Source organism: Leisingera sp., assembly GCF_982940295.1.
On sequence record NZ_CEYXRG010000010.1, the window covers coordinates 107,665 to 130,385 of the forward strand.

At 64.9% G+C, this 22,721-nt stretch carries 26 protein-coding genes, 1 tRNA gene and 1 riboswitch; of the genes, 17 read left to right on the forward strand and 10 right to left on the reverse strand.

What is annotated here, in order from left to right; genetic code table 11:
* Window position 1 precedes the first annotated feature (1 nt).
* From thiS to thiC, 3 genes are read right to left on the reverse strand one after another with little or no spacing between them, the layout of a single operon-like run.
* Window positions 2–199: a sulfur carrier protein ThiS gene (thiS, locus tag AC4HIX_RS11355; protein ID WP_490399069.1), complete on the reverse strand. Its 198-nt coding sequence runs from the start codon at window positions 197–199 to the stop codon at window positions 2–4.
* Entirely contained in the window at window positions 168–1,136 is a 969-nt protein-coding gene (locus AC4HIX_RS11360; RefSeq protein WP_490399070.1) for an FAD-dependent oxidoreductase, read from the reverse strand. The genes thiS and AC4HIX_RS11360 overlap by 32 nt, the downstream gene beginning before the upstream one ends.
* A complete protein-coding gene (thiC, locus tag AC4HIX_RS11365) occupies window positions 1,133–2,947 on the reverse strand; it encodes a phosphomethylpyrimidine synthase ThiC (protein WP_490399071.1) in 1,815 nt (604 codons plus the stop codon). Before thiC ends, AC4HIX_RS11360 begins: the two co-directional genes overlap by 4 nt.
* Window positions 2,948–3,081: 134 nt before the next feature.
* Window positions 3,082–3,210: riboswitch (TPP riboswitch) on the reverse strand.
* A 213-nt stretch (window positions 3,211–3,423) separates the two neighbouring features.
* Here thiC and bioB point away from each other — a divergent pair.
* The 12 genes from bioB (at window position 3,424) to AC4HIX_RS11425 (ending at window position 15,844) form a co-directional block, all read left to right on the forward strand.
* Window positions 3,424–4,401, forward strand: a complete 978-nt coding sequence (bioB, locus tag AC4HIX_RS11370; RefSeq protein WP_490399072.1) for a biotin synthase BioB — start codon at window positions 3,424–3,426, stop codon at window positions 4,399–4,401.
* Window positions 4,401–5,540, forward strand: a complete 1,140-nt coding sequence (locus tag AC4HIX_RS11375; protein ID WP_490399073.1) for an 8-amino-7-oxononanoate synthase — start codon at window positions 4,401–4,403, stop codon at window positions 5,538–5,540. The genes bioB and AC4HIX_RS11375 overlap by 1 nt, the downstream gene beginning before the upstream one ends.
* Window positions 5,537–6,163, forward strand: a complete 627-nt coding sequence (gene bioD, locus AC4HIX_RS11380) for a dethiobiotin synthase (protein WP_490399074.1) — start codon at window positions 5,537–5,539, stop codon at window positions 6,161–6,163. Before AC4HIX_RS11375 ends, bioD begins: the two co-directional genes overlap by 4 nt.
* Window positions 6,160–7,458, forward strand: a complete 1,299-nt coding sequence (bioA, locus tag AC4HIX_RS11385; RefSeq protein WP_490399075.1) for an adenosylmethionine--8-amino-7-oxononanoate transaminase — start codon at window positions 6,160–6,162, stop codon at window positions 7,456–7,458. The genes bioD and bioA overlap by 4 nt, the downstream gene beginning before the upstream one ends.
* 2 nt (window positions 7,459–7,460) lie before the next feature.
* A complete protein-coding gene (locus tag AC4HIX_RS11390) occupies window positions 7,461–8,078 on the forward strand; it encodes a pimeloyl-ACP methyl esterase BioG family protein (protein WP_490399076.1) in 618 nt (205 codons plus the stop codon).
* Window positions 8,075–8,866: a methyltransferase domain-containing protein gene (locus tag AC4HIX_RS11395; RefSeq protein WP_490399077.1), complete on the forward strand. Its 792-nt coding sequence runs from the start codon at window positions 8,075–8,077 to the stop codon at window positions 8,864–8,866. The genes AC4HIX_RS11390 and AC4HIX_RS11395 overlap by 4 nt, the downstream gene beginning before the upstream one ends.
* Before the next feature lie 184 nt (window positions 8,867–9,050).
* The gene (locus AC4HIX_RS11400) at window positions 9,051–10,019 is read left to right on the forward strand and encodes an ABC transporter substrate-binding protein (RefSeq protein ID WP_490399078.1); all 969 of its coding nucleotides are present in this window, start codon (window positions 9,051–9,053) and stop codon (window positions 10,017–10,019) included.
* 394 nt (window positions 10,020–10,413) lie between these two features.
* Entirely contained in the window at window positions 10,414–11,379 is a 966-nt protein-coding gene (locus tag AC4HIX_RS11405; RefSeq protein ID WP_490399079.1) for an ABC transporter substrate-binding protein, read from the forward strand.
* Between the two features lie 10 nt (window positions 11,380–11,389).
* Window positions 11,390–12,442, forward strand: a complete 1,053-nt coding sequence (locus AC4HIX_RS11410) for a quaternary amine ABC transporter ATP-binding protein (protein ID WP_490399080.1) — start codon at window positions 11,390–11,392, stop codon at window positions 12,440–12,442.
* Window positions 12,442–14,478: an ABC transporter permease gene (locus AC4HIX_RS11415; RefSeq protein WP_490399081.1), complete on the forward strand. Its 2,037-nt coding sequence runs from the start codon at window positions 12,442–12,444 to the stop codon at window positions 14,476–14,478. Before AC4HIX_RS11410 ends, AC4HIX_RS11415 begins: the two co-directional genes overlap by 1 nt.
* Before the next feature lie 122 nt (window positions 14,479–14,600).
* A complete protein-coding gene (locus tag AC4HIX_RS11420; RefSeq protein ID WP_490399082.1) occupies window positions 14,601–15,263 on the forward strand; it encodes an NnrU family protein in 663 nt (220 codons plus the stop codon).
* Window positions 15,264–15,325: 62 nt separating this feature from the next.
* Window positions 15,326–15,844 carry a DUF2478 domain-containing protein gene (locus AC4HIX_RS11425; RefSeq protein WP_490399083.1) on the forward strand — a complete coding sequence of 173 codons (519 nt, stop codon included), beginning with the start codon at window positions 15,326–15,328 and terminating at the stop codon, window positions 15,842–15,844.
* A gap of 133 nt (window positions 15,845–15,977) precedes the next feature.
* Here AC4HIX_RS11425 and AC4HIX_RS11430 read toward each other — a convergent pair.
* Window positions 15,978–16,061: transfer RNA gene (locus AC4HIX_RS11430), tRNA-Tyr, on the reverse strand.
* Window positions 16,062–16,181: 120 nt separating this feature from the next.
* Here AC4HIX_RS11430 and rlmB point away from each other — a divergent pair.
* The 3 genes from rlmB (at window position 16,182) to AC4HIX_RS11445 (ending at window position 18,194) form a co-directional block, all read left to right on the forward strand.
* Window positions 16,182–16,958, forward strand: a complete 777-nt coding sequence (gene rlmB, locus AC4HIX_RS11435; protein WP_475046545.1) for a 23S rRNA (guanosine(2251)-2'-O)-methyltransferase RlmB — start codon at window positions 16,182–16,184, stop codon at window positions 16,956–16,958.
* A gap of 98 nt (window positions 16,959–17,056) precedes the next feature.
* Window positions 17,057–17,518, forward strand: a complete 462-nt coding sequence (locus AC4HIX_RS11440; RefSeq protein ID WP_490399084.1) for a YHS domain-containing (seleno)protein — start codon at window positions 17,057–17,059, stop codon at window positions 17,516–17,518.
* A 205-nt stretch (window positions 17,519–17,723) separates the two neighbouring features.
* Window positions 17,724–18,194 (forward strand): CoA-binding protein, encoded by a 471-nt coding sequence (locus AC4HIX_RS11445; protein ID WP_490399085.1) that lies wholly within the window; start codon window positions 17,724–17,726, stop codon window positions 18,192–18,194.
* A gap of 228 nt (window positions 18,195–18,422) precedes the next feature.
* Here the strand turns inward: AC4HIX_RS11445 and AC4HIX_RS11450 are convergent, their stop codons facing one another.
* Both AC4HIX_RS11450 and hisF read right to left on the reverse strand, forming a co-directional pair.
* Entirely contained in the window at window positions 18,423–18,740 is a 318-nt protein-coding gene (locus tag AC4HIX_RS11450; protein ID WP_490399086.1) for a phosphoribosyl-ATP diphosphatase, read from the reverse strand.
* Between the two features lie 10 nt (window positions 18,741–18,750).
* Entirely contained in the window at window positions 18,751–19,512 is a 762-nt protein-coding gene (gene hisF, locus AC4HIX_RS11455) for an imidazole glycerol phosphate synthase subunit HisF (RefSeq protein ID WP_421054587.1), read from the reverse strand.
* A gap of 211 nt (window positions 19,513–19,723) precedes the next feature.
* Here hisF and AC4HIX_RS11460 point away from each other — a divergent pair, with 211 nt between their 5' ends.
* A complete protein-coding gene (locus AC4HIX_RS11460) occupies window positions 19,724–20,170 on the forward strand; it encodes a DUF302 domain-containing protein (RefSeq protein WP_490399087.1) in 447 nt (148 codons plus the stop codon).
* Between the two features lie 31 nt (window positions 20,171–20,201).
* Here the strand turns inward: AC4HIX_RS11460 and AC4HIX_RS11465 are convergent, their stop codons facing one another.
* Both AC4HIX_RS11465 and hisA read right to left on the reverse strand, forming a co-directional pair.
* Window positions 20,202–20,492: a hypothetical protein gene (locus AC4HIX_RS11465; RefSeq protein ID WP_490399088.1), complete on the reverse strand. Its 291-nt coding sequence runs from the start codon at window positions 20,490–20,492 to the stop codon at window positions 20,202–20,204.
* Window positions 20,493–20,529: 37 nt separating this feature from the next.
* Window positions 20,530–21,252: a 1-(5-phosphoribosyl)-5-[(5-phosphoribosylamino)methylideneamino]imidazole-4-carboxamide isomerase gene (hisA, locus tag AC4HIX_RS11470; RefSeq protein ID WP_490399089.1), complete on the reverse strand. Its 723-nt coding sequence runs from the start codon at window positions 21,250–21,252 to the stop codon at window positions 20,530–20,532.
* A 134-nt stretch (window positions 21,253–21,386) separates the two neighbouring features.
* Between hisA and AC4HIX_RS11475 the strand changes: the two genes are divergently transcribed.
* Window positions 21,387–21,773: a DUF2147 domain-containing protein gene (locus AC4HIX_RS11475; RefSeq protein ID WP_490399090.1), complete on the forward strand. Its 387-nt coding sequence runs from the start codon at window positions 21,387–21,389 to the stop codon at window positions 21,771–21,773.
* A 14-nt stretch (window positions 21,774–21,787) separates the two neighbouring features.
* On the opposite strand, the gene AC4HIX_RS11480 is transcribed toward AC4HIX_RS11475, so the two are convergent.
* The gene (locus AC4HIX_RS11480) at window positions 21,788–22,039 is read right to left on the reverse strand and encodes a WGR domain-containing protein (RefSeq protein ID WP_058284404.1); all 252 of its coding nucleotides are present in this window, start codon (window positions 22,037–22,039) and stop codon (window positions 21,788–21,790) included.
* Between the two features lie 108 nt (window positions 22,040–22,147).
* The gene (locus AC4HIX_RS11485; protein WP_490399091.1) at window positions 22,148–22,684 is read right to left on the reverse strand and encodes a peroxiredoxin-like family protein; all 537 of its coding nucleotides are present in this window, start codon (window positions 22,682–22,684) and stop codon (window positions 22,148–22,150) included.
* Window positions 22,685–22,721 lie beyond the last annotated feature (37 nt).

Here is a 22,721-nt window from a genome sequence, read left to right on the forward strand (position 1 = left end):
CTCAGCCTCCCTGCATCGGGGCCAGAACCTCCAGCCGGTCGCCTTCGGTCAGAAGCACCCCCTCCCGCTTGCCGCGGGCAATGAATGTGCCGTTCAGCGCGGTGGCAACGGCAGAGCAGGCAAAGCCCAGCTCATCCAGGACCGTCTGAAGGTCGGTTGCGGACACGTCACGCGGTTCGGCGTTCACGATGATCTTCATCTGATATCTCCGGTATCAAGCGGTCAGCGGCTAGCCGTGCCATTGCGGGGGCAAGCAGGAAGCCGTGCCGGTACAGGCCATTGAGGCAGAGCGTGCCGTCCTGTGCGGTCAGCCGCGGCAGGTTGTCCGGGAAGGCCGGGCGCAGCCCCGCGCCGGTCTCCACAACGCTGGCCTCCGCAAAGGCCGGGTGCAGGGCAAAGGCGGCACTCAGCAGCTCGCTGAGCGAGCGCAGGGTGATGGCGCGGTCCGAGCTGCTCTCGATCATGGTGCCGCCGATCATGAAATACCCGTCCCCGCGGGGAACGAGATACAGCGGCATCCGCGGGTGCAGCAGCCGCAGGGTGCGGCTGATCTCCACCTCCGGGCAGTGCAGGACGGCCATCTCACCGCGCACCGGGCGCAGGCCGGGCAGCGGTGCCGCCATGCCGGTGCAGTCCAGCGAGACGCGGGCCGGAGCAGGGGAGCCATAGCGGATCTCTACCCCCATTTCCTGCACCGTCGCAGTCAGGTCCCGCAAAGCGCGCCGCGGGTCCAGATGCGCTTCCTGCTCAAAGAACAGCCCTTGCGCAAACCGTCCCGCCAGCGCCGGTTCCAGCTCTCCAATCTCCGCCCCGTCCACGCCCCGGTGGCCGGTGGTGCGGCGGGCAAAGCGGGTCAGCTCCGCCCGGTCGCGGGCAGGCGCCACCACCAGCGTGCCGCGCCTGTGGACGGGCGTGACCTTGGCCCACCAATCGAAGGCGCGGCTGCCGAGGGTGATCACCTCCTCCTCGGCGCTTTCGCGTTCGCACCAGGGCGCCAGCATGCCGCCCGCAAAGCGCGCGACGCTGCTGGCCCCGGGCGTCTCGCCCTGCTCATGGACGGTGACTGCCGCCCCGCGCTGCGCCAGCTCATAGGCGCAGGCGAGGCCGGCAAGGCCCGCGCCTGCGATGGTGATCATTCCGCCGGTTCCGCTGCTTCAGCGGCAGGCACGTACAGCTCCCCGCCCTCGCGGAACTTGGCGGCCATGGCCTCCATGCCCTCTTTCTGCGCTTCCGAGCGGATGTCGTGGCTGATCCGCATCGAGCAGAATTTCGGCCCGCACATGGAGCAGAAATGGGCGACCTTATGGGCCTGTTTCGGCAGTGTCTGGTCGTGGAACTCACGCGCGGTATCCGGGTCCAGCGACAGGTTGAACTGATCCTCCCAGCGGAATTCGAACCGCGCCCGGCTCAGCGCATCGTCGCGGCGCTGGGCGCCCGGCAGGCCCTTGGCCAGATCGGCGGCATGGGCGGCGATCTTATAGGTGATCACGCCTGTCTTGACGTCGTCACGGTCGGGCAGGCCCAGGTGCTCCTTGGGTGTCACGTAGCACAGCATGGCGCAGCCGAACCAGCCGATCATCGCCGCGCCGATGCCAGAGGTGATATGGTCATAGCCCGGCGCGATGTCGGTGGTCAGCGGCCCAAGCGTATAGAAGGGCGCCTCGTGGCAGCACTCCAGCTGCTTGTCCATGTTCTCCTTGATCTTGTGCATGGCGACATGGCCCGGCCCTTCGATCATCACCTGGCAATCCTTGGCCCAGGCAATTTTCGTAAGTTCCCCAAGGGTCTCCAGCTCGGCAAACTGCGCCTCGTCATTGGCGTCCGCGATGGAGCCGGGGCGCAAGCCATCACCCAGCGAGAAGCTGACATCATACTGGCGGCAGATGTCGCAGATCTCCTCGAAATGCTCATAGAGGAAGCTCTCCTTGTGGTGATGCAGGCACCACTTGGCCATGATCGAGCCGCCGCGCGAGACGATCCCCGTCACCCGGTTCACCGTCATCGGCACCATGTGCAGCCGTACGCCCGCATGGATGGTGAAATAATCGACGCCCTGTTCCGCCTGCTCGATCAGCGTGTCGCGGAACACTTCCCAAGTCAGGTCCTCGGCGATGCCATTGACCTTCTCCAGGGCCTGGTAAATCGGCACGGTGCCGATCGGAACCGGCGAGTTGCGCACGATCCATTCGCGGGTGTTGTGAATGTTGCGCCCGGTCGACAGGTCCATCACCGTGTCGGCGCCCCAGCGGATCGCCCAGACCAGCTTGTCGACCTCTTCCTCCATCGAGGAGGTGACGGCCGAGGTGCCCATATTGGCGTTGATCTTCACCTTGAAATTGCGGCCGATGATCATCGGCTCGATTTCCGGGTGGTTGATGTTGGCCGGGATGATGGCGCGGCCCGCGGCGATTTCCTGGCGCACGAATTCCGGAGTCACGTAGTCGGGGATGCTGGCGCCGAAATCATTGCCGTCGCGTTTGGCGTGGCAGGGGGACAGCTCGCGCAGCTGATTTTCGCGGATCGCCACGAATTCCATTTCCGGGGTGATTAGCCCTGCACGGGCATAGGCCAGCTGGGTCGGCGCTTTGCCATCCTTGCCGCGCAGGGGGGCGGGTTTCACCGGGAACTCCGGCGTCAGCCGGTCGCCTTCGACAAAGCCGTTGTCCTCCGGCTTAACATCGCGGCCTTGGTATGTCTCGACATCGCCGCGTGCCTCGATCCACTGGCGGCGCAGTGCTGGCAGACCCTCGCGGATGTCGGTCAGCACCTCCGGATCGGTATAGGGCCCGGAGCTGTCATAGACCGGCAGCGGCGCCTCGCCCGCGGTGGGGTGGGTGGAGATTTCGCGCATCGGCACGCGGATGTCCTGATGGACCTCGCCGCTGACGTAGATCTTGCGCGACGCGGGCAATGCGCCCGTCGTAATCTTGGGGTTGGGGACGTTCATTTTTTGGTGCTCCTCGAAGCCTAAACTCAGAAAAGACACCAGGTGAGTTTTGGCTCGGGAAACCGGCAGGCATGGGGCCTGCTTGACCGGAATGCGCCCGTTTCAAACGGCTGTCCCCGCGGGGACAAGGGGCCAAAAGGCGCGTCCTAGCTTCCTACGCCAGTGTCAACTGGGTCAGGTTCAAAGGGTCGCGCCGCCGGTCCGGGCTGCCCCGCACCATGACGCCTCTCAGTCCCTTGGGCGGGACTCCCCTGCGTGCCTATAGGGCTAGGGGAGGGGCGGGGTTCGCGTCAACCGCTATTTTCATAGATTATTTTTTGGCATTATCTTCAGTGCGATACTGGTCTTAAGGAGGCATCTGCGAGGCAAATCGCTGCAGCGCAGCTTTGGTGCTTGATCGGCGGCCTCAAAATTATCTATAAAAACTGGAAACGCCATCCGCGCATGGCCAACAGGTATAGAGAACAGGAGACAGCATGCTGGACGCTGCACCCATCCGCACCGACTGGACCCGCGAGGAAGCGGAAGCGATTTACAACAAGCCTTTCATGGACTTGCTGTTTGAGGCACACACCGTGCACCGGCAGTATTTCGACCCCAACCAGGTGCAGAAATCCAAGCTTCTCAGCATCAAGACCGGCGGCTGCGCCGAGGATTGCGCCTATTGCTCCCAGTCGGCGCGAAACGGCGCGCAGCTGTCGGCGTCCAAGCTGATCGAGGTGCAGCGGGTGATCGCCGAGGCCAAGAAAGCCAAGGAAGGCGGCGCGACCCGCTATTGCATGGGCGCCGCCTGGCGCTCGCCCAAGGACCGCGACATGGCCGCACTTGAGGCGATGGTGCAGGGTGTCAAGGACCTGGGCATGGAAACCTGCATGACGCTCGGCATGCTGGACGAGGAACAGGTGTTCCGCCTGCGCGATGCTGGTCTGGACTACTACAACCACAACATCGACACCTCCGAGCGCTACTACTCCGAGATCATCACCACCCGCACCTTCGCCGACCGGATCGACACCCTGAACCGGGTGCGCGAGGCGGGCATCAAGGTCTGCTCAGGCGGCATCGTCGGCATGGGCGAGCAGCAGCTGGACCGCATCGACATGATTCTGGCGCTGGCCACGCTGGAGGTGCACCCGGATTCGGTGCCGGTGAACATGCTGATCCCGATTGCCGACACCCCGCTGGCCAATGTCGAGAAGCTGGACCCGATCGAATTCGTCCGCTCCGTGGCGCTGGCCCGCATCCTGATGCCGAAATCCCACGTGCGCCTGTCCGCAGGCCGCACCGATATGTCGGACGAGATGCAGGCGATGTGCTTCTTTGCCGGTGCCAACTCGATCTTTGTGGGCGACACGCTGCTGACCGCGGACAACCCCGAAGAGGACAAGGACCAGCAGCTGTTTGACCGTCTGGGCATCACCGCCATGGCCGCGGGCTGCGACGGCAGCCGCTGATGGCGGGCGCCTTCCCGAGGCATAAGAAATCGCTGGAAGCGCTGCGCACGCGCGGGCGCTACCGGCAATTGATGCCGCGGGACGGGCACGACTTTGCCTCCAACGACTACCTTGGGCTGGCGGGCAGTGATGTGCTGCGCGCCGCTGCCGCAGATGCGCTGGCGCGCGGGGTGCCGGTGGGGGCAGGCGGCTCGCGCCTGCTGCGCGGCAATGATGCTGAACACCAGCTGCTGGAAGCCGAGGCTGCGGAGTTTTTCGGCACCGGGGCGGCGCTGTTCATGGGCGGCGGGTTCAACGCCAATCAGGCGATTTTCTCCACCCTGCCGCAGCAGGGCGATCTGGTGCTCTATGACGCGCTGATCCATGCCAGCACCCATGACGGGATGCGGCTGGGCCGGGCCGAGACACGCAGCTTTGCCCACAGCGACGCGGAGGATGCCGCGAGGGTGCTGAAGGACTGGCGCGCGGAGGGCGGCACCGGCCAGGTCTGGATCGCGGTTGAGGCGGTCTATTCCATGGACGGCGACCTCGCTCCGCTGGAGGCGCTGATGGCCCTGGCCGATGCCGACGGCGCCGTGCTGGTGGTGGATGAAGCGCATTCGACGGGTGTGTTCGGCGATCTGGGCCGTGGGCTGGCGCATGAGATTGCGCACCGCTCGAACGTCCTGTGCTTGCACACCTGCGGCAAGGCGCTGGGAGCCTCTGGCGCGCTGATCTGCGGCCAGCGGGTGCTGATCGAGACGCTGATCAACAAGGCGCGCGGGTTCATCTTTGCCACCGCGCCTTCGCCTTTGAACGCGGCGCTGGTGCGGGCTGCCTTGCAGGAGCTGCAGCAAAACCCGGGCCGCCGCGAACAGGCGTGGCAGGGGATCACCCATGCGCAGGGCGAAGCCAAGCGCCTGTGCGGGCTGGAAGGATTCCAAAGCCAGATCCTGCCGGTGGTGATCGGTGACGACAAGCGCACCATGGCGCTGGCTTCCGCCATGCAAAGCCAGGGCTATGACATCCGCGGCATCCGCCCGCCGACGGTGCCCCGCGGCACCTCTCGGCTGCGGCTGTCGATCACGCTGAACACGGGGGCAGGGGTCATCACCCGGATGTTCGAAGACCTCGCCCGGGAAATGGAGAGTGCAGCATGAGTGCGCTGATCGTGACCGGAACCGATACCGGCATTGGCAAGACCGTTTTTTCGGCCGGCCTGGTGCAGGCGCTGGGCGCAACCTATTGGAAGCCGGTGCAATCGGGGCTGGAGGAAGAGACGGACAGCCAGATCGTCTCCCGCCTGTCGGGCCGCCCGGCGCTGCCCGAAGGCTATCTTCTGAAACTGCCCGCCTCGCCGCATCTGTCGGCAGAGGCCGAGGGTGTGGAGATCGACCCGGACGCGCTGCCTTTGCCCGAAGCTGATGGCGTGCTGGTGGCCGAGGGGGCAGGCGGGCTGATGGTGCCGCTGAACCGGGAGGTCCTGTATCTTGACCTCTTCGCGCGCTGGCGAGCGCCGGTGATCCTGTGTGCGCGGACGCAGCTGGGGACGATTAACCACACGCTGCTGTCGCTGAAAGCGCTTCGGGATTCGGGCTGTACCGTTGTGGGCGTTGCTTTCATCGGCGACGCGGAACCGGCGGTGGAGGAAACCATCTGCCAGTTCGGCCAAGTGGCCCATCTGGGCCGTCTGCCGGTGCTGGGCGAGCTGACCTCTGATGCGCTGGCCGTGGCCTTTCAGGCCAGCATCCGCATGGACCTGATCAAGGAGGCGCTGGCATGAGCGCCGCTGACCTCAGCCAGCTGGAATTCGACCAGCGGCACCTCTGGCATCCTTATACCAATGTCGCCAAACCCGGCCCGACCTTCGTGGTGAAGGAAAGCGAGGGTGTGCATATCACGCTGGATGACGGCACCCGGCTGATCGACGCCATGTCGTCCTGGTGGTGCATGATGCACGGCCACAAGAACCCGGCGATCACCAAGGCGATTCACGATCAGCTCGACACCCTGCCGCATGTGATGTTTGGCGGGCTGACCCATGACCCGGCAATCGACCTGGGCCGCAAGCTGCTGGAGATCACGCCGGACAGCCTCACCCGCATCTTCTACTGCGACTCTGGCTCGGTCTCGGTCGAAGTGGCGATGAAGATGGCGGTGCAGTACCAGCACGCCATTGGCCAGCCGGAGCGCAAGGAGTTTGCCACCATCCGCTCCGGCTATCACGGCGACACCTGGAAGGCGATGAGCGTCTGCGATCCGGACACCGGCATGCACCACCTGTTCCAAGGCGCGCTGAGCGTGCAGCATTTCGTCTCCCGCCCGCCGGTCCGCATCCATGAGGCGTGGGTCGACGATCCGGCACGGAACGGTTTGGGAGAACTGCGCGCCGTCTTAGAGGCCAATGCGCAGAAGATCGCCGCGTTTATCCTGGAGCCCGTCGTTCAGGGCACAGGCGGCATGTATTTCTATCATCCGGAATACCTGAACCAGGCGCGTGCCTTGTGTGATGAACTGGGTATCCTCTTGATCTTTGACGAGATCGCCACCGGCTTTGGCCGCACAGGGGAACTGTTTGCCACCAACTTCAGCACCGTTGAGCCGGATATCATCTGCCTTGGCAAGGGGCTGACGGGCGGGCATATCTCTTTCGCCTGCACCATGACCAATGACCGCGTGGCGGAGGGTATCGGCGGCGGCAATCCCGGCCTGTTCATGCACGGGCCGACCTATATGGGCAACCCGCTGGCCTGTGCTGCGGCCAAGGCGTCGCTTGACCTGCTCACGGGCCAGGACTGGCGCGGCACCGTGGCCGCACTCGGCGAGCAGATGGAGGCGGAACTGGCCCCGGCGCGCGATCTTCCCAACGTGGCGGACGTGCGGGTGCTGGGGGCCATTGGCGTGATCGAGATGAAGCACCGGGTTTCGGCGGACGAGGCCCATGCCCGCGCGCATGAGATGGGTGTGTTCCTGCGGCCCTTCGGCTGCAACATCTACACCATGCCGCCCTTCATCACCTCACCGGATCAGCTGAGCCAGATCACCGCCGGCATGCTTCGGCTGGCGCGGGAGCTGTAACCATGGAATTCCGCTGGATCAAACAGAACCAGGCAGCCGAGGCCATCGTGGTCTTTGGCGGCTGGGCTGTGGGGCCGGAGGTGTTCTGGCACCTCGACGGCCCGCAGGATATTCTGTTTGCCAGCGGCTACAGCGATCTGAACGCGGAGTTGCCGGATCTGTCTGCCTATGACCATGTAAGCCTGCTGGCCTGGTCCTTTGGCGTCGCGGCCTATGGCCATTGGCAGCAGGGGCGGTCCGATCCGTTCCACCGCAAGGTGGCGGTGAACGGCAGCCTGAAACCGGTGAACCGCAGTGCGGGTATTCCGCCCGCGGTCTTCCGCAAGACAGCCGAGACGCTGAGCCTGGAAAGCTTTCAGAGCTTTCTGACCCGCGTTTTCGGGCAGCCGCAGCCCCCCGAGCCGGTGGATGTGGACGCGCTCCGGGCGGAGCTGCTGGCAGTGGAGCGCCGCGGCGACGCACCGCAAACGCGGTTTGACTGGATCTGGATCAGCTCTGGTGACAAGATTTTTCCGCCCGCCAATCTGGCGCGGGCCTGGGCGGGGCAGGCGGTCAGCCAGATCGACGCGCCACACGCGCCTTTTAGCCAGTTCGAGACCTGGGAGGCGCTGTTGCAATGAAAGACATGATGCCTCCGCAGCTTGACCGGTCGCGGGTGCGGCAAAGCTTCCGCCGCGGGCTGGAGAGCTATCACCGCAACGCCTCGGTGCAGGCGGATATCGCTGCTCAGCTGGCGCGGATGCTGCAGGCTGAGGGCGCGCCAGGGCAATTCGGGGCGGCGCTGGAATTCGGCTGCGGCACCGGTCATCTGACCCGGCAGCTGGTGCAGCGTTTCGAAATCGGCAGTCTGCTGCTGAACGACTTGGTGCCGGAGGCGGCTTCTGCGTTGCAGGAACTGGGTGACGCTGCGCCTGCGCAAACCCGGTTCGAGGCCGGGCCGGTGGAAAGCCTGCCGCTGCCGCAGGAGCTGGATCTGATCGCCTCGGCCTCCACCGTGCAGTGGATCCCGGACCTGCCTGCGCTGACAGCGCGGCTGGCAGCGCGTCTGAAACCCGGGGGCTGGCTGGCGCTGTCGGGCTTTGGCCGCGGCCAGTTCCGCGAGCTGGCGGCTCTGGGCTCAGCCGCCGCCGCGCCCAGCTACCTGGATGCCGGGGAGTGGCGGGCGGTATTGCCCGGCAGCCTGGACCTCGTGGCGGCCGCCCAAGCACCTGTGGTGCTGGAGTTCGATAGCGCGCTGGCGCTGCTAAGGCATCTGCGCCAGACCGGCGTCAACGGTCACGCCCAGCAAAGCTGGAGCCGCCGGCGTCTGCGGGATTTCGAGGACGCCTACCGGGCGCAGTTCGGCCAGGGCGGCAAGCTTCCTCTGACCTATGATCCGGTGCTGCTGGTGGCCCGGCGCACGGCCTGATCCAGTTGCGTTGTTCCGGCGGTGCAACGCGCGCTTGAAGCAAGTTTTAGGCTTTTTTCTATTCTTTGGCGCCGCCGTTTCCGCGCGGCGTTAATCTTTGTCAATGTCCCGCTGCTATGCCGGTTCCGGAGCTGCGCCTGAGAGCGCGGCACGTGGGTAGACCGGCAGTACGGGAGTGATGCCAATGAAAGTCAAAGCGTTTGCGGCAGCGCTGGCGGCGCTGGCGGTTTCGGGGGCCGTCGAAGCAGCCGATATGGGGGATGCGGAGACGCCGATCCGCCTGTCGCTGAACAACTGGACCGGCCAGCGCCTGTCGACCTATATCGCGGGCGGCATGCTGCAAGAGGCGGGTTATACCGTCGAGTATGTCGAGGCGGATCAGAGCGCCTTGTACGAGCAGATTGCCACTGGCGAACTTCATGCCATGGTGGAGATCTGGACCAGCAGCGACCCTGACGAATACACCGCCGCGCGGGACGCGGGCCGGTTGGAAGAATTGGGCGATCTGGGGCTGGATGCGCGCAACGGCGTGGTCTTCCCGCCCTATGTGGCGCAGATGTGCCCTGGCTTGCCCAACTGGGAGGCGCTGCGCGACTGTGCGGGGATCTTCTCCAAGGATGGCAAGGGCAACCGCGGTATCTATCTGGCCTATCCGGAATCCTGGGGCTCCCCCGGGGCGGACCGGATCCGGGCGCTGGACCTGCCGTTTGATGTGGTCGCGGCCGAGTCCGAGGCCGCGATGATCGAGGAATTCCAGCAGGCCTACAAAGAGAAGCGCCCGGTGATCGCCACCTTCTGGGCGCCGCATTGGGCGATGTCTTCTTACGCGCTGCAATTCGTGCGCCTGCCCAAGCCTGAACCGGCCTGCTACACTGATCCGTCCTGGGGGCCGAACCCCAAGGCCACCGGTGATTGCGATTTCTACCGCGGCGGCGTGGTCAAGGCGAGCTGGTCCGGCTTCAAGGAACGCTGGCCCGCAGCCCATGAGATCCTCAAGAACTATGAGCTGAGCATCTGGGACCAGCAGCCGCTGATCGGGCTGGTGGACGTGCGCGGTGAAACCGTGGCGGGGGCCGCCCGGGGCTGGCTGGCGGTGAACCGCGCCAAGTGGATGCCGGTTGTTGAGGAGGCCACCGGCAAGGGCCGCTCCTGAGCTTTGGGCTTTTAGGAACGTTTTCAGCGCTCCCGCCGGTGCGGGGGCGCTTTTTGCTGTCTGCAGACGGCTTGATGGCGGAGCCGGGCCTGCGGTAAGCAGCTTTGGCACAGCGGAGGCGGCGGCCCGGAGTGATTCCGGATCTTGTCCGTTTGCACAAAAACTTGAACCGTCAATCAGAATTTTTTACGTTTTGCGCCGCATTTTCTCGACAAAGTGCCGCAATATGTTCCAATACTTGCATTATCCCCGGCCACACTTGGGTCATGGGCACACGCTGACAGCAACAAGACCGGCCGTAAGGCCAGGCAGGTGCCGCGAACCGCCGGGTTCCAAAAGATGCGCCACAGCCGGAAAACGGCGGCGCAAAAGGATAATGACAGGGAGTATTGAGATGAATTTCAAAGGATATGCGCTGGCACTGGGCGCAGCCTCGATGACCGTGGCTGCCGGTATCGCCTCGGCGGCGGAGCTGGGCGACACCAGCAAGCCGATCAAGCTGGCGGTGAACGAATGGACCGGCCAGCATGTGACCACCCATATCGCCGGTGAGATGCTCAAGGCGGCGGGCTATGATGTGGAGTATGTCTCGGCCGGCATGATGAACCAGTTCCAGGCAATTGCCGACGGCGACATCCACGCGACACTGGAAATCTGGTCCTCCAATGTCTCCGACGAATACGCCAAGAAGATTGAAGAGGGCACTGTCGTCGAACTGGGCGACCTGGAGCTGAACGCCCGCGAAGGCATCGCCTACCCGGCGCATGTGGCAGAGATCTGCCCCGGTCTGCCCGCATGGGAAGCGCTGAAGGACTGCGCAATGCAGTTTGCCACCGCTGAAACCCTGCCCGAAGGCCGTCTGGTCGACTACCCCGCCGACTGGGGCACGCCGGGTGCGGACCGGATGACCGGTCTGGGGCTGCCGTTCAAGGCGGTGCCCGCAGGCTCCGAGGCCGCACTGATCGTCGAGCTGCGCGCCGCGACCGAGCGCAAGACGCCGCTGCTGATCACCTTCTGGCAGCCGCATTGGGCGATGTCGGCCTATGACGTGAAATTCGTCGACCTGCCGCCGGGTGAGGACGCCTGCTTCAGCGATCCGGCCTGGGGTCCGAACCCGGATGCGGTGAACGACTGCGACTTCTCGCCCTCGCGGATCTTCAAGGCCGCCTGGTCCGGCACCGAAGAAACCTGGCCCGCGGCCTTTGAAATCCTGTCGAACTACACCCTGGCCGTGGAAGACCAGCAGCCGATGATGGGCGCGGTCGACGTGGACGGCGGCAAGGTCGAAGAGGTGGTCGCCGAATGGATGGCCGCCAATGAGGACAAGTGGCGCCCGGTTGTCGACGCTGCCATCAATTGAGCCAAAGCCAGTGAGCGGCTCTGAAACGCCCGCCATCACCTGCCGGAATGTCTGGCAGGTGTTTGGCAACAACGCAGACAGCGCCTTGAAGGAGGCGCTGTCGCGGAACGAAACACCCGAAGCGGCGGCGCAGGAACTGCGCGGCAAGGGACTGATCCCGGCGGTGCAGGACGCCTCCTTTGATGTGAAGGAAGGGGAGCTGTTCGTGATCATGGGGCTGTCGGGGTCCGGCAAGTCCACCCTGATCCGCTGCATCTCGCACCTTTTGCACGCCACCGGCGGCGAGATCCGCATCGACGGCGAGAACATCGTCGAAGCCAGCCCCAAGCGGCTGATCGAGCTGCGGCGCAAGAAGCTGGGCATGGTGTTCCAGCACTTCGGCCTGTTCCCGCATATGACCGTAGCCGAAAACGTCGCCTACCCATTGCGGGTGCAGGGGGTGAAGAAAAAGCAGCGGCTGGCCAAGGCGCAGGAAGTGATCGAACTCGTCGGCCTTGGCGGGCGGGAAAAGAACTATCCGCGCGAGTTGTCCGGCGGCCAGCGCCAGCGCGTCGGCATTGCCCGCTCGCTGGTGGCCGATTGCTCGGTCTGGTTCCTGGATGAGCCGTTCTCGGCGCTGGACCCGCTGATCCGGCGGCAGCTGCAGGATGAGTTTCTGGAGATTCAGGCCAAGCTGAAAACCACCATCGTTTTCATCACCCACGACATCAACGAGGCGCTCAAGCTTGCCGACCGCATCGCCATCATGCGCGACGGCAAGGTTGTGCAGATCGGCACGCCTGCCGATATCGTGCTGCGCCCGGCCGATGATTACGTGCGCGAGTTTTCCAAGGACGTCGCAAAGGGCCGCCATGCCCGTGTCGCCTCGGTCATGCAGCCGGGTGAGCACCATGTCTATGGTGCCGACGACCCCGGCCTGCGCCAGGACATGACGCTGGACGCGGCGCTGGCGCGCTGCATGGAGCTGTACGAGCCCGTGCCGGTGCGCACGCCCGAGGGCAAGCTGGTCGGCGTGGTGAACCCGGCGGATCTGGCCGCGGCGCTGCAGGTGGAGCAGGGGTGATGGCAGGTCTTTCGAAAGGCTCTATTGCGGCGCTGATTGCGGCGGCGGTCGGCGCGCTGTGCCTGCTGCTGGAAAGCAGCCTGCCGTGGCTGGTGAAATTCCCCGCCGCCTGGGTCCTGCCCGCAACCGACTGGGTGGGGGCCGCCATGGAGTGGTTCCTGGCGCTGATCAAACCCGCGGCCCGCAGCTTCTCGGCGCTGATGTTCTACCCGATGGAAGCCGCCAACTATGTGCTGAGCCACACGCCCTGGCCGCTGGTCATCTGTGCCGCCACGGCGCTGGCCTGGATGCTGGGCGGGGTGCGGATGGCGCTGATGGCGGTGGTGGGCCTCGGCTTTGTGCTGGCGTCGGGCTATTGGCCCGAAAGCATGAACACTCTGGCGCTGGTCGCTGTCTCGGTACCTTTGGCGCTGATCATCGGCGGCGGCATCGGTATCCTTGCCAATGAATACCCCAAGATCCGCCAGCCGGTGCAGGCGGTGCTGGACATCATGCAGACGGTGCCGACCTTCGCCTATCTCACGCCGTTGCTGGTGCTGTTCGGCTTTGGCCCCGTGGTGGGGCTCATCGCCTCTGCCATCTACGCAGCGCCGCCGATGGCGCGCAACGTGCTGCTGGGCCTTGAACGGGTGGAGCCGGAGATCAAGGAAGCCGCCATCATGTCCGGCGGCACCCGCCTGCAGCAGCTGTTCCAGTGCGAGATCCCCTCTGCCGGGCAGCAAATCATGGTGGGTGTCAACCAATGCCTGATGGCGGCGCTGTCGATGGTGATCATCGCCGCGGTGATCGGCGGCTTTGACGACATCGGCTGGGAGGTGCTGCTGACCATGCGTAAGGCGCAGTTCGGCCAGAGCCTGCTGGCGGGCCTGGTGATCGTGATCTTTGCGATCCTGATCGACCGGATGAGCGGCACCCTGACCCAGGACCGGCGTGCGCAATACGATCCGCGCGTTGCCTGGGGCATCCTGGCCCTCGGCGCAGTGGTGAGCGTGGTGTTTTGGGGCAGCGTTCAGCAGCCCGGCACCTATGCGCTGTTCAATCCGGTGGCGGACAGCGTGGATCGGGGCCTTTCGGCGTTCACCAGCGCCAATGCCGAGTTCCTGACGGCGCTCAAGAACAATGTGCTGTTCTACGTGCTGCTGCCGCTGCGGATCGGGCTGGACCAGGCGGTGCTGCCCTTCACCTGGGGCTTTGCCTGGACCCCGGCGATGAGCCTGGGGCTGTTCGCAGCAGGTGCCGCCGCTGCCGTCGCCTTTGCCCTGCGGGGGCAGCTGGCGCTGGGCGTGATGCTGCTGATCGCCGCCGGGATGCTGGAAACCGGCATCTCGCAGCTGCCCTGGCCGTTTGTTCTGGCGGGGGCAGGCGCGCTGGCATGGGTTGCCGGCGGGCGCGGGCTGGCAGTGCTGACGGTGGTTCTGCTGGGTACCATTCTGGTCTCCGGCCTGTGGGAGCGGGCGCTGCTATCGCTCTACCTGTCGGGCGCGGCGGTCTTTGCCTGCGCAGTGATGGGCGGTGCCATCGGACTGGCCTCGGCGGTCTCGCCCGGTGTCTGGCGGGTGGTGCGTCCGGTCTGCGACATGCTGCAGACGATCCCGCTGTTCGTGTTCCTGATCCCGGTGCTGATGGTGTTCCAGATTGGCGAGTTCTCTGCCTTCTTGGCGATCATCGCCTATGCCATCGTGCCGATGATCCGTTACACAAGGCACGGGCTGGTCTCCACACCGGATGAAATGATCGAGGCAGCAACGGCATCCGGCGCCACCAAGTGGCAGATGCTCAAGGACATCCGCGCGCCCTATGCGGCGCCGTCGATCCTGTTGGGGCTAAACCAGACCATTCTCTATGCCTTTGCGATGCTGGTCATTGCGGCGCTGATCGGCACCACAGGCCTTGGCCAGTCGATCTACCTGGCGCTCGGTCAGGCGGATGTGGGGCTGGGCATTTCCGCCGGTGCGGCGATGGCGATCCTCGCCCTGATCGCCGACCGCATGGTGCAGGGCTTTGCCGAGGAGCGGCGCAAAGCCTTGGGATTGTAAACATCCCGAATAACCACGAAAGGGCGCCCCAGCGGCGCCCTTTTTTGATCTGGGGCAACGTTATAGACTGCCAGCCCGCCTATAGCTGCACAGAAGACTGATCTATACCCGGAGAGACCCCGATGGGCTGGCTTGAATTCACCGCCGCGCTGATGCTGTTCCTGGCCAGCCACGCCATCCCCGTGCGCCCGCCGGTGCGGCCCTGGCTGGTCAGCCGCCTGGGACTGCGCGGATACATCATTGCCTACAGTGTGCTGTCGCTGGCAATCCTGGCGTGGCTGGTGGTGGCTGCCGCCCGCGCGCCCTACGTGGGCGTGCTGCCCTATTGGGAGGGTTTCCGCTGGGTGCCGTTGCTGGTGATGCCGCTGGCCTGCCTGCTGGCGGTTGCGGGGATGATGCGGCAGAATCCGTTCAGCTTTGGCGGGCTTGGCATCAAGCCCTTTGACCCGGCAGACCCCGGCATTCTGGCCGTCAGCCGCCACCCGCTGCTGGCGGCGATGGCGCTCTGGGCCGGGGCGCATCTGCTGGCCAATGGCGATCTCGCGCATGTGATCCTGTTCGGCCTGTTCGCAGGCTTCGCCTGGATTGGCATGGCGCTGATTGACAAGCGTAAGCAGCGCCAGATGGGGCAGGGCGAATGGCGCCGTCTCAGCCGCAATACCGCGCGGCTGAACCTTGCCCGCCTGCGGCCCGCGACCCGTGAGGCCGGGCTGGCGGCGGCGGTGTTCCTGGCGCTCTTGATCCTGCACGCGCCGGTCATCGGCTACAGCCCGCTGCCCTGGTAGGGGTTGACCCCGGACGCCGCATGACCACCTATGAAATCAGACGACACTGGAGAGACCGACACATGCACCTGGCCTATGTGATGACCGAAGAGCGCGGCGCCACCGACCGCCTGCTGAGCGAACTGGCCGAACGGCTGCAGGCCAAGGGCCTCCGCCTGGCGGGGATCGTGCAGACCAATGTGGAATGCTACGACAAGGAGCTGTGCGACATGGATGTGCGGGTGCTGCCGGACGGCGAAACCATCCGCATTTCGCAGTCCCTGGGCGCGGGCGCCCGCGGCTGCCGCCTGAACCCCGAGGCGCTGGAACAGGCGGTGGGGCAGGTCTCTGCATCGCTGCAATCCGGCGAGGCGCCGCAGCTGATGATCGTCAACAAATTCGGCAAGCACGAGGCCGACGGCCGCGGCATGCGCCCCATCATAGGCGAGGCGCTGGCACTGGGCATCCCGGTGATTTCCGGCGTCAACAAGATGAATGTGGAGCCGTTCCAGGCCTTTGCTGACGGCATGGCAGTCGAGGCGGGCCCGGATCTGGACGCGCTGGTTGAATGGGCGGAGCAGGCCGTGGCCGAAACTGCCTGACCCCGGCGATTTTCTTTTGAAATCAATCGAAAGGCCCGCGAACTTCACGCGGGCTTTTTGCTGCGTAGGGCAGCGTGCGGCCCGTTCAGCCTTGCTGCTGAACCACCATCGTCCGTCATGTTAAGAGGGATAATGGTGGGCGACCCTGGAATCGAACCAGGCGTGCGTCTCCGCGAGGGAGTTACAGTCCCCTGCCACACCTTGCGGCCTGTCGCCCACTGTCAGTTGCTTGTTGCACCTGATGTGGAGGCGTGATTACAAGCAGGCCAAAGGGGCGTCAACAGGAAAATCGCAAGTTTTTCGCGCGCCCCGCAAATTCTTTCTGCCGGAGAGCAAAATGTCCAAGAAACCCAAGTGGGTCGTCGAAAAAGAGCAGGCCAAGCGGGCGGCCGCAGCGGAAACCGTGTGGCTGTTCGGGCTGCATGCGGTGCGCGATGCGCTGCTCAATCCCAAGCGCGAAAAACTGCGCCTGATGGTGACGATGAATGCGCAGGCGAAGCTGGCGGATGCCATCGAAGAATCCGGTGTCGAGGCCGAGGTCATTGACCCGCGCAAGTTCAACCCGCCAATTGATCCGCAGTCGGTGCATCAGGGCGCGGCGCTGGAAGTGAAGCCGCTGAACTGGGGCGGACTCGCCGAAAACTGCATCGGCCGCGAGGCGCCGCGGGTACTGCTGCTGGACCGGGTCACCGATCCGCATAACGTCGGCGCGATCCTGCGCTCGGCCGAGGTGCTGGGCGCCAGTGCGGTGATCGGCACCCGCCACCATTCGGCCCCTGAAACCGGGGCGCTGGCCAAGACCGCCAGCGGCGCGCTGGAGCGCCAGCCGTACCTGCGGATGCGCAACCTGGCCGACACCATCACCGAGCTGCAGCAGATGGGCTTTACCGTGCTGGGCCTGGACGGCGAGGCAGAGCAGACCGTGGAAGCCGCGCTGGAGGGGAAAAAGGATCAGCCGGTGGCGCTGGTGCTGGGGGCGGAAGGCCCCGGGCTGCGGCAAAAGACCAAGGAGACTGTCGACCAGCTGGTCAGGATCGATGCTGCGGGCGGCTTCGGCTCGCTCAATGTCTCCAACGCGGCTGCGATTGCGCTTTACGCCTCAATTGCACGCTAGTCGGGGCCAACCCGTAACGGGGTAATCACATCTGCGTATGCTCCCTTTGCAAGGGCAGGGCGCTGCGGCAGAGTCAGTGAACTGCTGCAAAAACGTGAATGGAGAATGACGTGGCCCTGCGCCTGATTTCAATGGCTGTTGCGGTTCTGTTGCTGGCGCTGCCCGGTCCGGCCCGGGCGGATGCGGCCATGTTCTCCTCCCGTTCGGGGGTCGCTATCGGCGGCTATGACCCGGTGGCGTTCTTTGTGCATGGGGCCGCTGAACGCGGACGGCGCGGCCATGCGGTGATGTGGAAGGGGGTCGTGTGGCGGTTCGCCTCGGCCAGCAACCAGGCCCGGTTCGAGGCAAACCCGCGCGCCTATGCGCCCGCCTTTGGCGGCTATTGCGCCTTTGCGATGTCGCAGGGGGTGCTTGCGGATGGCAATCCGCAGCTTTGGGCGATCGTGGATGGCGAGCTGTTTCTGCTCAATAACCCGGAGGCACAGGGTGTCTGGGTTACCCGCCGCGGCGAGCTGATCACCCAGGCGCGGCTGCACTGGCCGGTGATTCTCCGCAAATAGCCCGTCACCTCACGATTTCGCGAGGAGGGCTTTTATTTTCCAGACTGTGACCCATATTCAATACAGACTGCGGAGTGGAACCACCGCAGATCTTTTTCACTGTCCCTCGTTCCATACCTTGCGCCCGGTTCGTCCGGGCGCATTTTTGTTCGCGTACGGCGAATCCGGCTTTGCGGCGCTGTGCGGCAAGGCTAGGGTGCGCGGCATGACTGATTACAGTGATGAGCATCTGAAAAAGGTTCTGCAGCGCACCAAGGTGGTTGCGGTGGTCGGCGTCTCGATGAACCCGGTGCGGCCGAGTTACTATGTGGCACGCTACCTGGGCCTCAAGGGCTACCGGGTGATCCCGGTGAACCCGGGCCATGCGGGCAAGCGGCTGTTCGGCGAGACAGTGCATGCCAGCCTCTCGGAGATAGACGCGCCGGTGGATATGGTCGACATCTTCCGCCGTTCCGAAGCGGTGCCGCCGATTGTGGACGAGGCGCTGGAGGCGTTTCCCGGGCTGAAGACCGTGTGGATGCAAATCGGGGTCGAGCACGCAGAGGCCGCTGCCAAGGCCGAGGCGCGCGGCGTCACCGTAATCCAGAACCGCTGTCCCAAGATCGAATACCAGCGGCTGTTCGGCGAGTTGCGCATGGGCGGCTTTGCCACCGGAATCATTTCCTCGAAGCTGTGATGTCTGCGGCCGGGCAGGGCGCTCCCGCCCGTTCCCGCCGTCCTGCCGGACGGCCTCCACGGTTGGGCCCGGCGCCGCTGCGCGGCGCAGATTTTAGGCTGAGAAGCCCTTGAGGGGCAGGAGTGCCCTCAAGGGCCTTGCCGAGTGTGTTTCAGAGTGCGCGTCAAGGGCAAGCCGCGCTGGCGCGCGGAGGCTGCGCCTCCCTTGACCCGCCGCCTGGCCCGGGTGTCAGCCCTTGGGGCGGCTGGCCTTCTCGGCGATGCCGCTGAGGCCTTGGCGTTCCGCCAGCACCTGCAAAACGTCATCCAGCGCCACATCGCGGGCGGCCAGCATCACCAGGAAATGATAGAGCACATCGGCCCCTTCGGAGGCGAGCCCCGCCTTGTCGCCCTTTACCGCCTCGATGATGGCCTCAATGGCTTCCTCACCGAATTTCTCGGCGCATTTCTCCGGCCCCTTGGCCAGCAGCTTGGCGGTCCAGCTGGTGTCCGGATCTGCGCCCTTGCGGGACAGGATGGTGGCTTCAAGATCGTGCAGAAAGCTCATCGCATGCCCCTCAGTTCAGCCGCATCGGGATGCCGGCGGCGGCCATGTGTTCCTTGGCTTCCTGGATGGTGTATTCGCCGAAGTGGAAGATCGAGGCCGCGAGCACCGCGCTGGCGCCGCCCTTGGTCACGCCCTCCACCAGGTGATCGAGGTTGCCGACGCCGCCGGAGGCAATCACCGGCACGTCCACCGCGTCCGAAATGGCCTTGGTCAACGGCAGGTTGAAACCCGATTTGGTGCCGTCGCGGTCCATCGAGGTGAGCAGGATCTCCCCCGCGCCCTTGGCGGTCACCAGCTTGGCAAACTCCACCGCGTCGATGCCGGTCGGTTTGCGGCCGCCGTGGGTGAAGATCTCCCAGCGGCCCGGCTCAACGGTCTTGGCGTCAATGGCGCAGACGATGCACTGGCTGCCGAACTGATCCGCGGCCTCGGCGATCACATCCGGGTTGGCCACCGCGGCCGAGTTGAAGGAGACCTTGTCGGCGCCTGCCAGAAGCAGTGCGCGCACATCTTCCTTGGTGCGAACCCCGCCGCCCACGGTCAGCGGCACAAAGCACTGCTCGGCGGTGCGCTGCACCACGTCGAACATAGTGCCGCGGTTTTCATGGGTCGCGTGGATGTCGAGGAAACAGATCTCATCCGCGCCGGCCGCATCGTAGGCCTTGGCCGATTCCACCGGATCGCCCGCGTCGCGCAGGCCGACAAAGTTGACACCCTTGACCACGCGCCCGTCGGCGACGTCGAGACAGGGAATGATGCGGGTCTTCAGCATGTTGCCGTGCCTTTCAAACTGCTTGGCCCCGTGGGTACGCAAAGCCCGCGGTAAGCGCAACAAATATGGCAGAGTCTGCGCGTTTTGGTCCGGGGCACGGGTGCAATCCGCGCGAAACCGCTGGAACTGTGCAGTCTCGCAGTTGTGAATTGCCTGGCCGGAGCGGTTGCCCCGATCATGATCAGACGTCCCTGAATTTGGAGCAGCTGTTATGACCAAGACCTTTTTCCTTGCCGGAGCCATCGCCCTCGCCACCGCACTGCCTGCCGCCGCGGAACTGGTGACCGTGCAGAGCCAGAAATCCGTCGGTGAAACCATGGACGCGCTGGAGGCCGCGGTTGAGGGCGCGGGCGCCACCGTCTTTGCCCGGGTGGACCATGCCGCAGGCGCGCAGAACGCAGCGCTGGAGCTGAGCCCGTCCCAGCTCCTGATCTTCGGCAATCCCAAGCTGGGCACTCCGGCGATGCAGGCCGACATGCGGGCAGGGCTCTATCTGCCGCTCAAGGTGCTGGCTTTTGAGGACGCGGACGGCCAGGTCTGGCTGACCTATGAGGACCCGGCTGAGATGCTGTCGGGCCTCGAAATCCCGGCAGATGCAGCGTTCATTGGCAAGATGCAGGGAGCCTTGGACAAGCTGACGTCCAAGGCAGCGCAATAACCGCGGAAACCGCCCGCGGGCTGCCCGTGCCTTAGCGGCGCGGGCGGGACCGGTGGCGGTCAATCACGATCGCAATGGCCCACAACAGCCCTGCGCCCATCGTGACCGGGCCAAAGATCAGCGGCCCCCAGGCGGCCAGGACGCCCGCAGTATAGGCGGTCTCGCTCAGGTCATGGCCCAGCACCACGCAGGGGTTGGCAAAGCCTTCGTGGATTTCGCAATCAAAGCCGAACCCCAGCAGCATCACGAAGGCAATGCACAGAAGCCACAGGACAATCGGCCCTATGGTCAGCGTCGCGAGGATTCGGCGGACAAGGCGCATGAATTTTCCCTTCGCCGGATCAGACCGGGGCGGGGCGTCAGGCCTTCAGAACCGCCAGCGCCTCTTTCAAGTCGATGGCGCCATCATAGAGCGCCCGGCCCGAAATCGCACCATTGAGCGGCGCACCGCAGGATTTCAGCGCCCGCAGGTCCTCCAGCGAGGACACGCCGCCGGACGCGATCACCGGGATGCTGACCGCATTGGCCAGATCGGCAGTCGCCTCGACATTAGGGCCCTTCATCGCGCCGTCGCGCAGGATGTCGGTATAGATGATCGCGGCAACGCCCGCGTCCTCAAACGACTTGGCGAGGTCGGTGACCATGAAATCGGTCTCCTCGGCCCAGCCCTTGGTCGCGACCTTGCCGTTGCGGGCGTCGATGCCGACTGCGACCTTGCCGGGGAATTCCCGCGCCGCCTCACGCACCAGGCCCGGATTCTCCACCGCCACGGTGCCCAGGATGACCCGCGCCAGGCCCTTATCAATCCAGCGCTCGATGGTGGCCATGTCGCGGATACCGCCGCCCAGCTGCGCGGGCACCTTTGTCTGCTTCAGGATCTCCTCGACTGGCGCGGCGTTCACCGGCTCGCCGGCAAAGGCGCCGTTCAGGTCCACCAGGTGCAGCCACTCGCAGCCCGCCTCGACAAACTCCAGCGCCTGGGCGGCGGGGTTGTCGTTGAACACGGTGGTCTTGTCCATCTCGCCATGCAGCAGGCGCACGGCCTGGCCGTCTTTGAGGTCAATCGCGGGGTAGAGGATCATCCGGGCGGTCCTTCGTGAAATCAAGCTGGCGGTGTTTTGCACAACGCGAGGGCAGATTGCAACGCGACCCGAAGTCAACCTTGCCAGAAGCGGCGCATCAGGGACAGGCTGCCTGAAAACAGGGAGGAAATGGAATGAAACATCTATTGGCAGGCGTCGCGCTGGCACTGGGTTTGGCAGGCGCCGCATCGGCGGATCCGGTTCTGGGTGTCTGGAAGACCCAGCCCGACGACGGCTCCTATGCCCATGTCCAGATGGCTAAATGCGGTGCTGCCGTCTGCGGCAAGATCGCCCGCACCTTCAACAGCGAGGGGGAGTACAAGTCCCCGAACCTCGGCAAGACGCTGGTGATCGACATGTTGCCGAACGGCGACGGCTCCTACGAGGGCAAGGTCTGGCGGCCGTCCAACAACAAGGTCTACATCGGCAAGATGGATCTGGCAGGCAGCTCCTTAGCCTTGCGCGGCTGCGTGGCGGGCGGGCTGATCTGCTCGAAACAGACCTGGACCCGGATCAAGTAAGTCCGGCGGGGGCTTTACAGCAGCCCCAGCTGCACCGGGATCGGCGCATAACCGCGTTTCAGCTGCCGGTCCCGGAAGCCTTCGAAAATCGCCAGCGCCTCGGCATGGCCTGCAAAATAGGTCCGCTTCTGCGCCCCGCCCGGAGCGTTCAGCGGCCCCGAGACACGCTCAACACACCAGTCGCCGAACAGCGTCGGCGTCAGGCTCAGCAAGCAATAGCGGTGCTTGCCGTCGGCGTGGTCGTATTTCTCGAAACGGATGTGCAATGGGGGCTGCCGCAGTGACAAAAGGTCCGCCCCGTATGCATCGAAGCGGACCCCTTGTCTATTGTTCAATCCGGCGAATTGCACCGGCCCCTGCGGCAGCTGTGACGCTTAGACCTCACCAGTGTATTCGCCGCGCGCCGGGTAGTTATTGGGGATCGCAAAATCCAACGCCGCCACCAGCTCCGCGAAATGCGGGCGCACAAACGGCATGCTCTGGACCGAGCCATAGTACAGCGTCTGCTCCGGCGTCACCATGAACAGGCCGGGCTCGGAGAACAGCTCCGGCTCCTCGATCCCGATCGAGGTCTTGCCGCGCGAGGTTGAGATATAAAGCCCCCATTCCCTGGCCACGGACAGCGGCAGGTCATAGCCGAACCGCAGTTCCTTGGCCCCGATCTTGTCGGCCATCGCGCGGGTGCGCTCCTCGCCGTCGGAGCTGATCGCGATGCAGTCGACGCCGCGCTCGGCAAAGGCCGCAACCTTTTTCTCGAATTCCTTCAGGTAGGTCGCGCAGATCGGGCAGTGCAGGCCGCGGTAAAAGCAGATCACGGTGCCGCGCTCGGCGTTTTCCGCCGACAGGTCAAACTGGCCGTGGTCCAGCGTCGGCAGGGTCAGGTCCGGGGTCTTCTGGCGGGGGATCAGCATAGTGACGCTCCATTTGTGTGATGTGAGTGGTGGTGGT

What these genes read in the sequence shown, in the direction of transcription:
- thiC (WP_490399071.1), bottom strand. Translation starts at nt 2,947, where the DNA reads ATGAACGTCCCCAACCCCAAGATTACGACGGGCGCATTGCCCGCGTCG.
- bioA (WP_490399075.1), top strand. Translation starts at nt 6,160, where the DNA reads ATGAGCGCCGCTGACCTCAGCCAGCTGGAATTCGACCAGCGGCACCTC.
- hisF (WP_421054587.1), bottom strand. Translation starts at nt 19,512, where the DNA reads ATGCTGAAGACCCGCATCATTCCCTGTCTCGACGTCGCCGACGGGCGC.
- bioB (WP_490399072.1), top strand. Translation starts at nt 3,424, where the DNA reads ATGCTGGACGCTGCACCCATCCGCACCGACTGGACCCGCGAGGAAGCG.
- AC4HIX_RS11360 (WP_490399070.1), bottom strand. Translation starts at nt 1,136, where the DNA reads ATGATCACCATCGCAGGCGCGGGCCTTGCCGGCCTCGCCTGCGCCTAT.
- AC4HIX_RS11375 (WP_490399073.1), top strand. Translation starts at nt 4,401, where the DNA reads ATGGCGGGCGCCTTCCCGAGGCATAAGAAATCGCTGGAAGCGCTGCGC.
- thiS (WP_490399069.1), bottom strand. Translation starts at nt 199, where the DNA reads ATGAAGATCATCGTGAACGCCGAACCGCGTGACGTGTCCGCAACCGAC.
- AC4HIX_RS11485 (WP_490399091.1), bottom strand. Translation starts at nt 22,684, where the DNA reads ATGCTGATCCCCCGCCAGAAGACCCCGGACCTGACCCTGCCGACGCTG.
- AC4HIX_RS11450 (WP_490399086.1), bottom strand. Translation starts at nt 18,740, where the DNA reads ATGAGCTTTCTGCACGATCTTGAAGCCACCATCCTGTCCCGCAAGGGC.
- rlmB (WP_475046545.1), top strand. Translation starts at nt 16,182, where the DNA reads ATGTCCAAGAAACCCAAGTGGGTCGTCGAAAAAGAGCAGGCCAAGCGG.
- bioD (WP_490399074.1), top strand. Translation starts at nt 5,537, where the DNA reads ATGAGTGCGCTGATCGTGACCGGAACCGATACCGGCATTGGCAAGACC.
- AC4HIX_RS11475 (WP_490399090.1), top strand. Translation starts at nt 21,387, where the DNA reads ATGAAACATCTATTGGCAGGCGTCGCGCTGGCACTGGGTTTGGCAGGC.
- AC4HIX_RS11395 (WP_490399077.1), top strand. Translation starts at nt 8,075, where the DNA reads ATGAAAGACATGATGCCTCCGCAGCTTGACCGGTCGCGGGTGCGGCAA.
- AC4HIX_RS11465 (WP_490399088.1), bottom strand. Translation starts at nt 20,492, where the DNA reads ATGCGCCTTGTCCGCCGAATCCTCGCGACGCTGACCATAGGGCCGATT.
- AC4HIX_RS11425 (WP_490399083.1), top strand. Translation starts at nt 15,326, where the DNA reads ATGCACCTGGCCTATGTGATGACCGAAGAGCGCGGCGCCACCGACCGC.
- AC4HIX_RS11390 (WP_490399076.1), top strand. Translation starts at nt 7,461, where the DNA reads ATGGAATTCCGCTGGATCAAACAGAACCAGGCAGCCGAGGCCATCGTG.
- AC4HIX_RS11400 (WP_490399078.1), top strand. Translation starts at nt 9,051, where the DNA reads ATGAAAGTCAAAGCGTTTGCGGCAGCGCTGGCGGCGCTGGCGGTTTCG.
- hisA (WP_490399089.1), bottom strand. Translation starts at nt 21,252, where the DNA reads ATGATCCTCTACCCCGCGATTGACCTCAAAGACGGCCAGGCCGTGCGC.
- AC4HIX_RS11460 (WP_490399087.1), top strand. Translation starts at nt 19,724, where the DNA reads ATGACCAAGACCTTTTTCCTTGCCGGAGCCATCGCCCTCGCCACCGCA.
- AC4HIX_RS11440 (WP_490399084.1), top strand. Translation starts at nt 17,057, where the DNA reads ATGGAGAATGACGTGGCCCTGCGCCTGATTTCAATGGCTGTTGCGGTT.
- AC4HIX_RS11415 (WP_490399081.1), top strand. Translation starts at nt 12,442, where the DNA reads ATGGCAGGTCTTTCGAAAGGCTCTATTGCGGCGCTGATTGCGGCGGCG.
- AC4HIX_RS11405 (WP_490399079.1), top strand. Translation starts at nt 10,414, where the DNA reads ATGAATTTCAAAGGATATGCGCTGGCACTGGGCGCAGCCTCGATGACC.
- AC4HIX_RS11445 (WP_490399085.1), top strand. Translation starts at nt 17,724, where the DNA reads ATGACTGATTACAGTGATGAGCATCTGAAAAAGGTTCTGCAGCGCACC.
- AC4HIX_RS11420 (WP_490399082.1), top strand. Translation starts at nt 14,601, where the DNA reads ATGGGCTGGCTTGAATTCACCGCCGCGCTGATGCTGTTCCTGGCCAGC.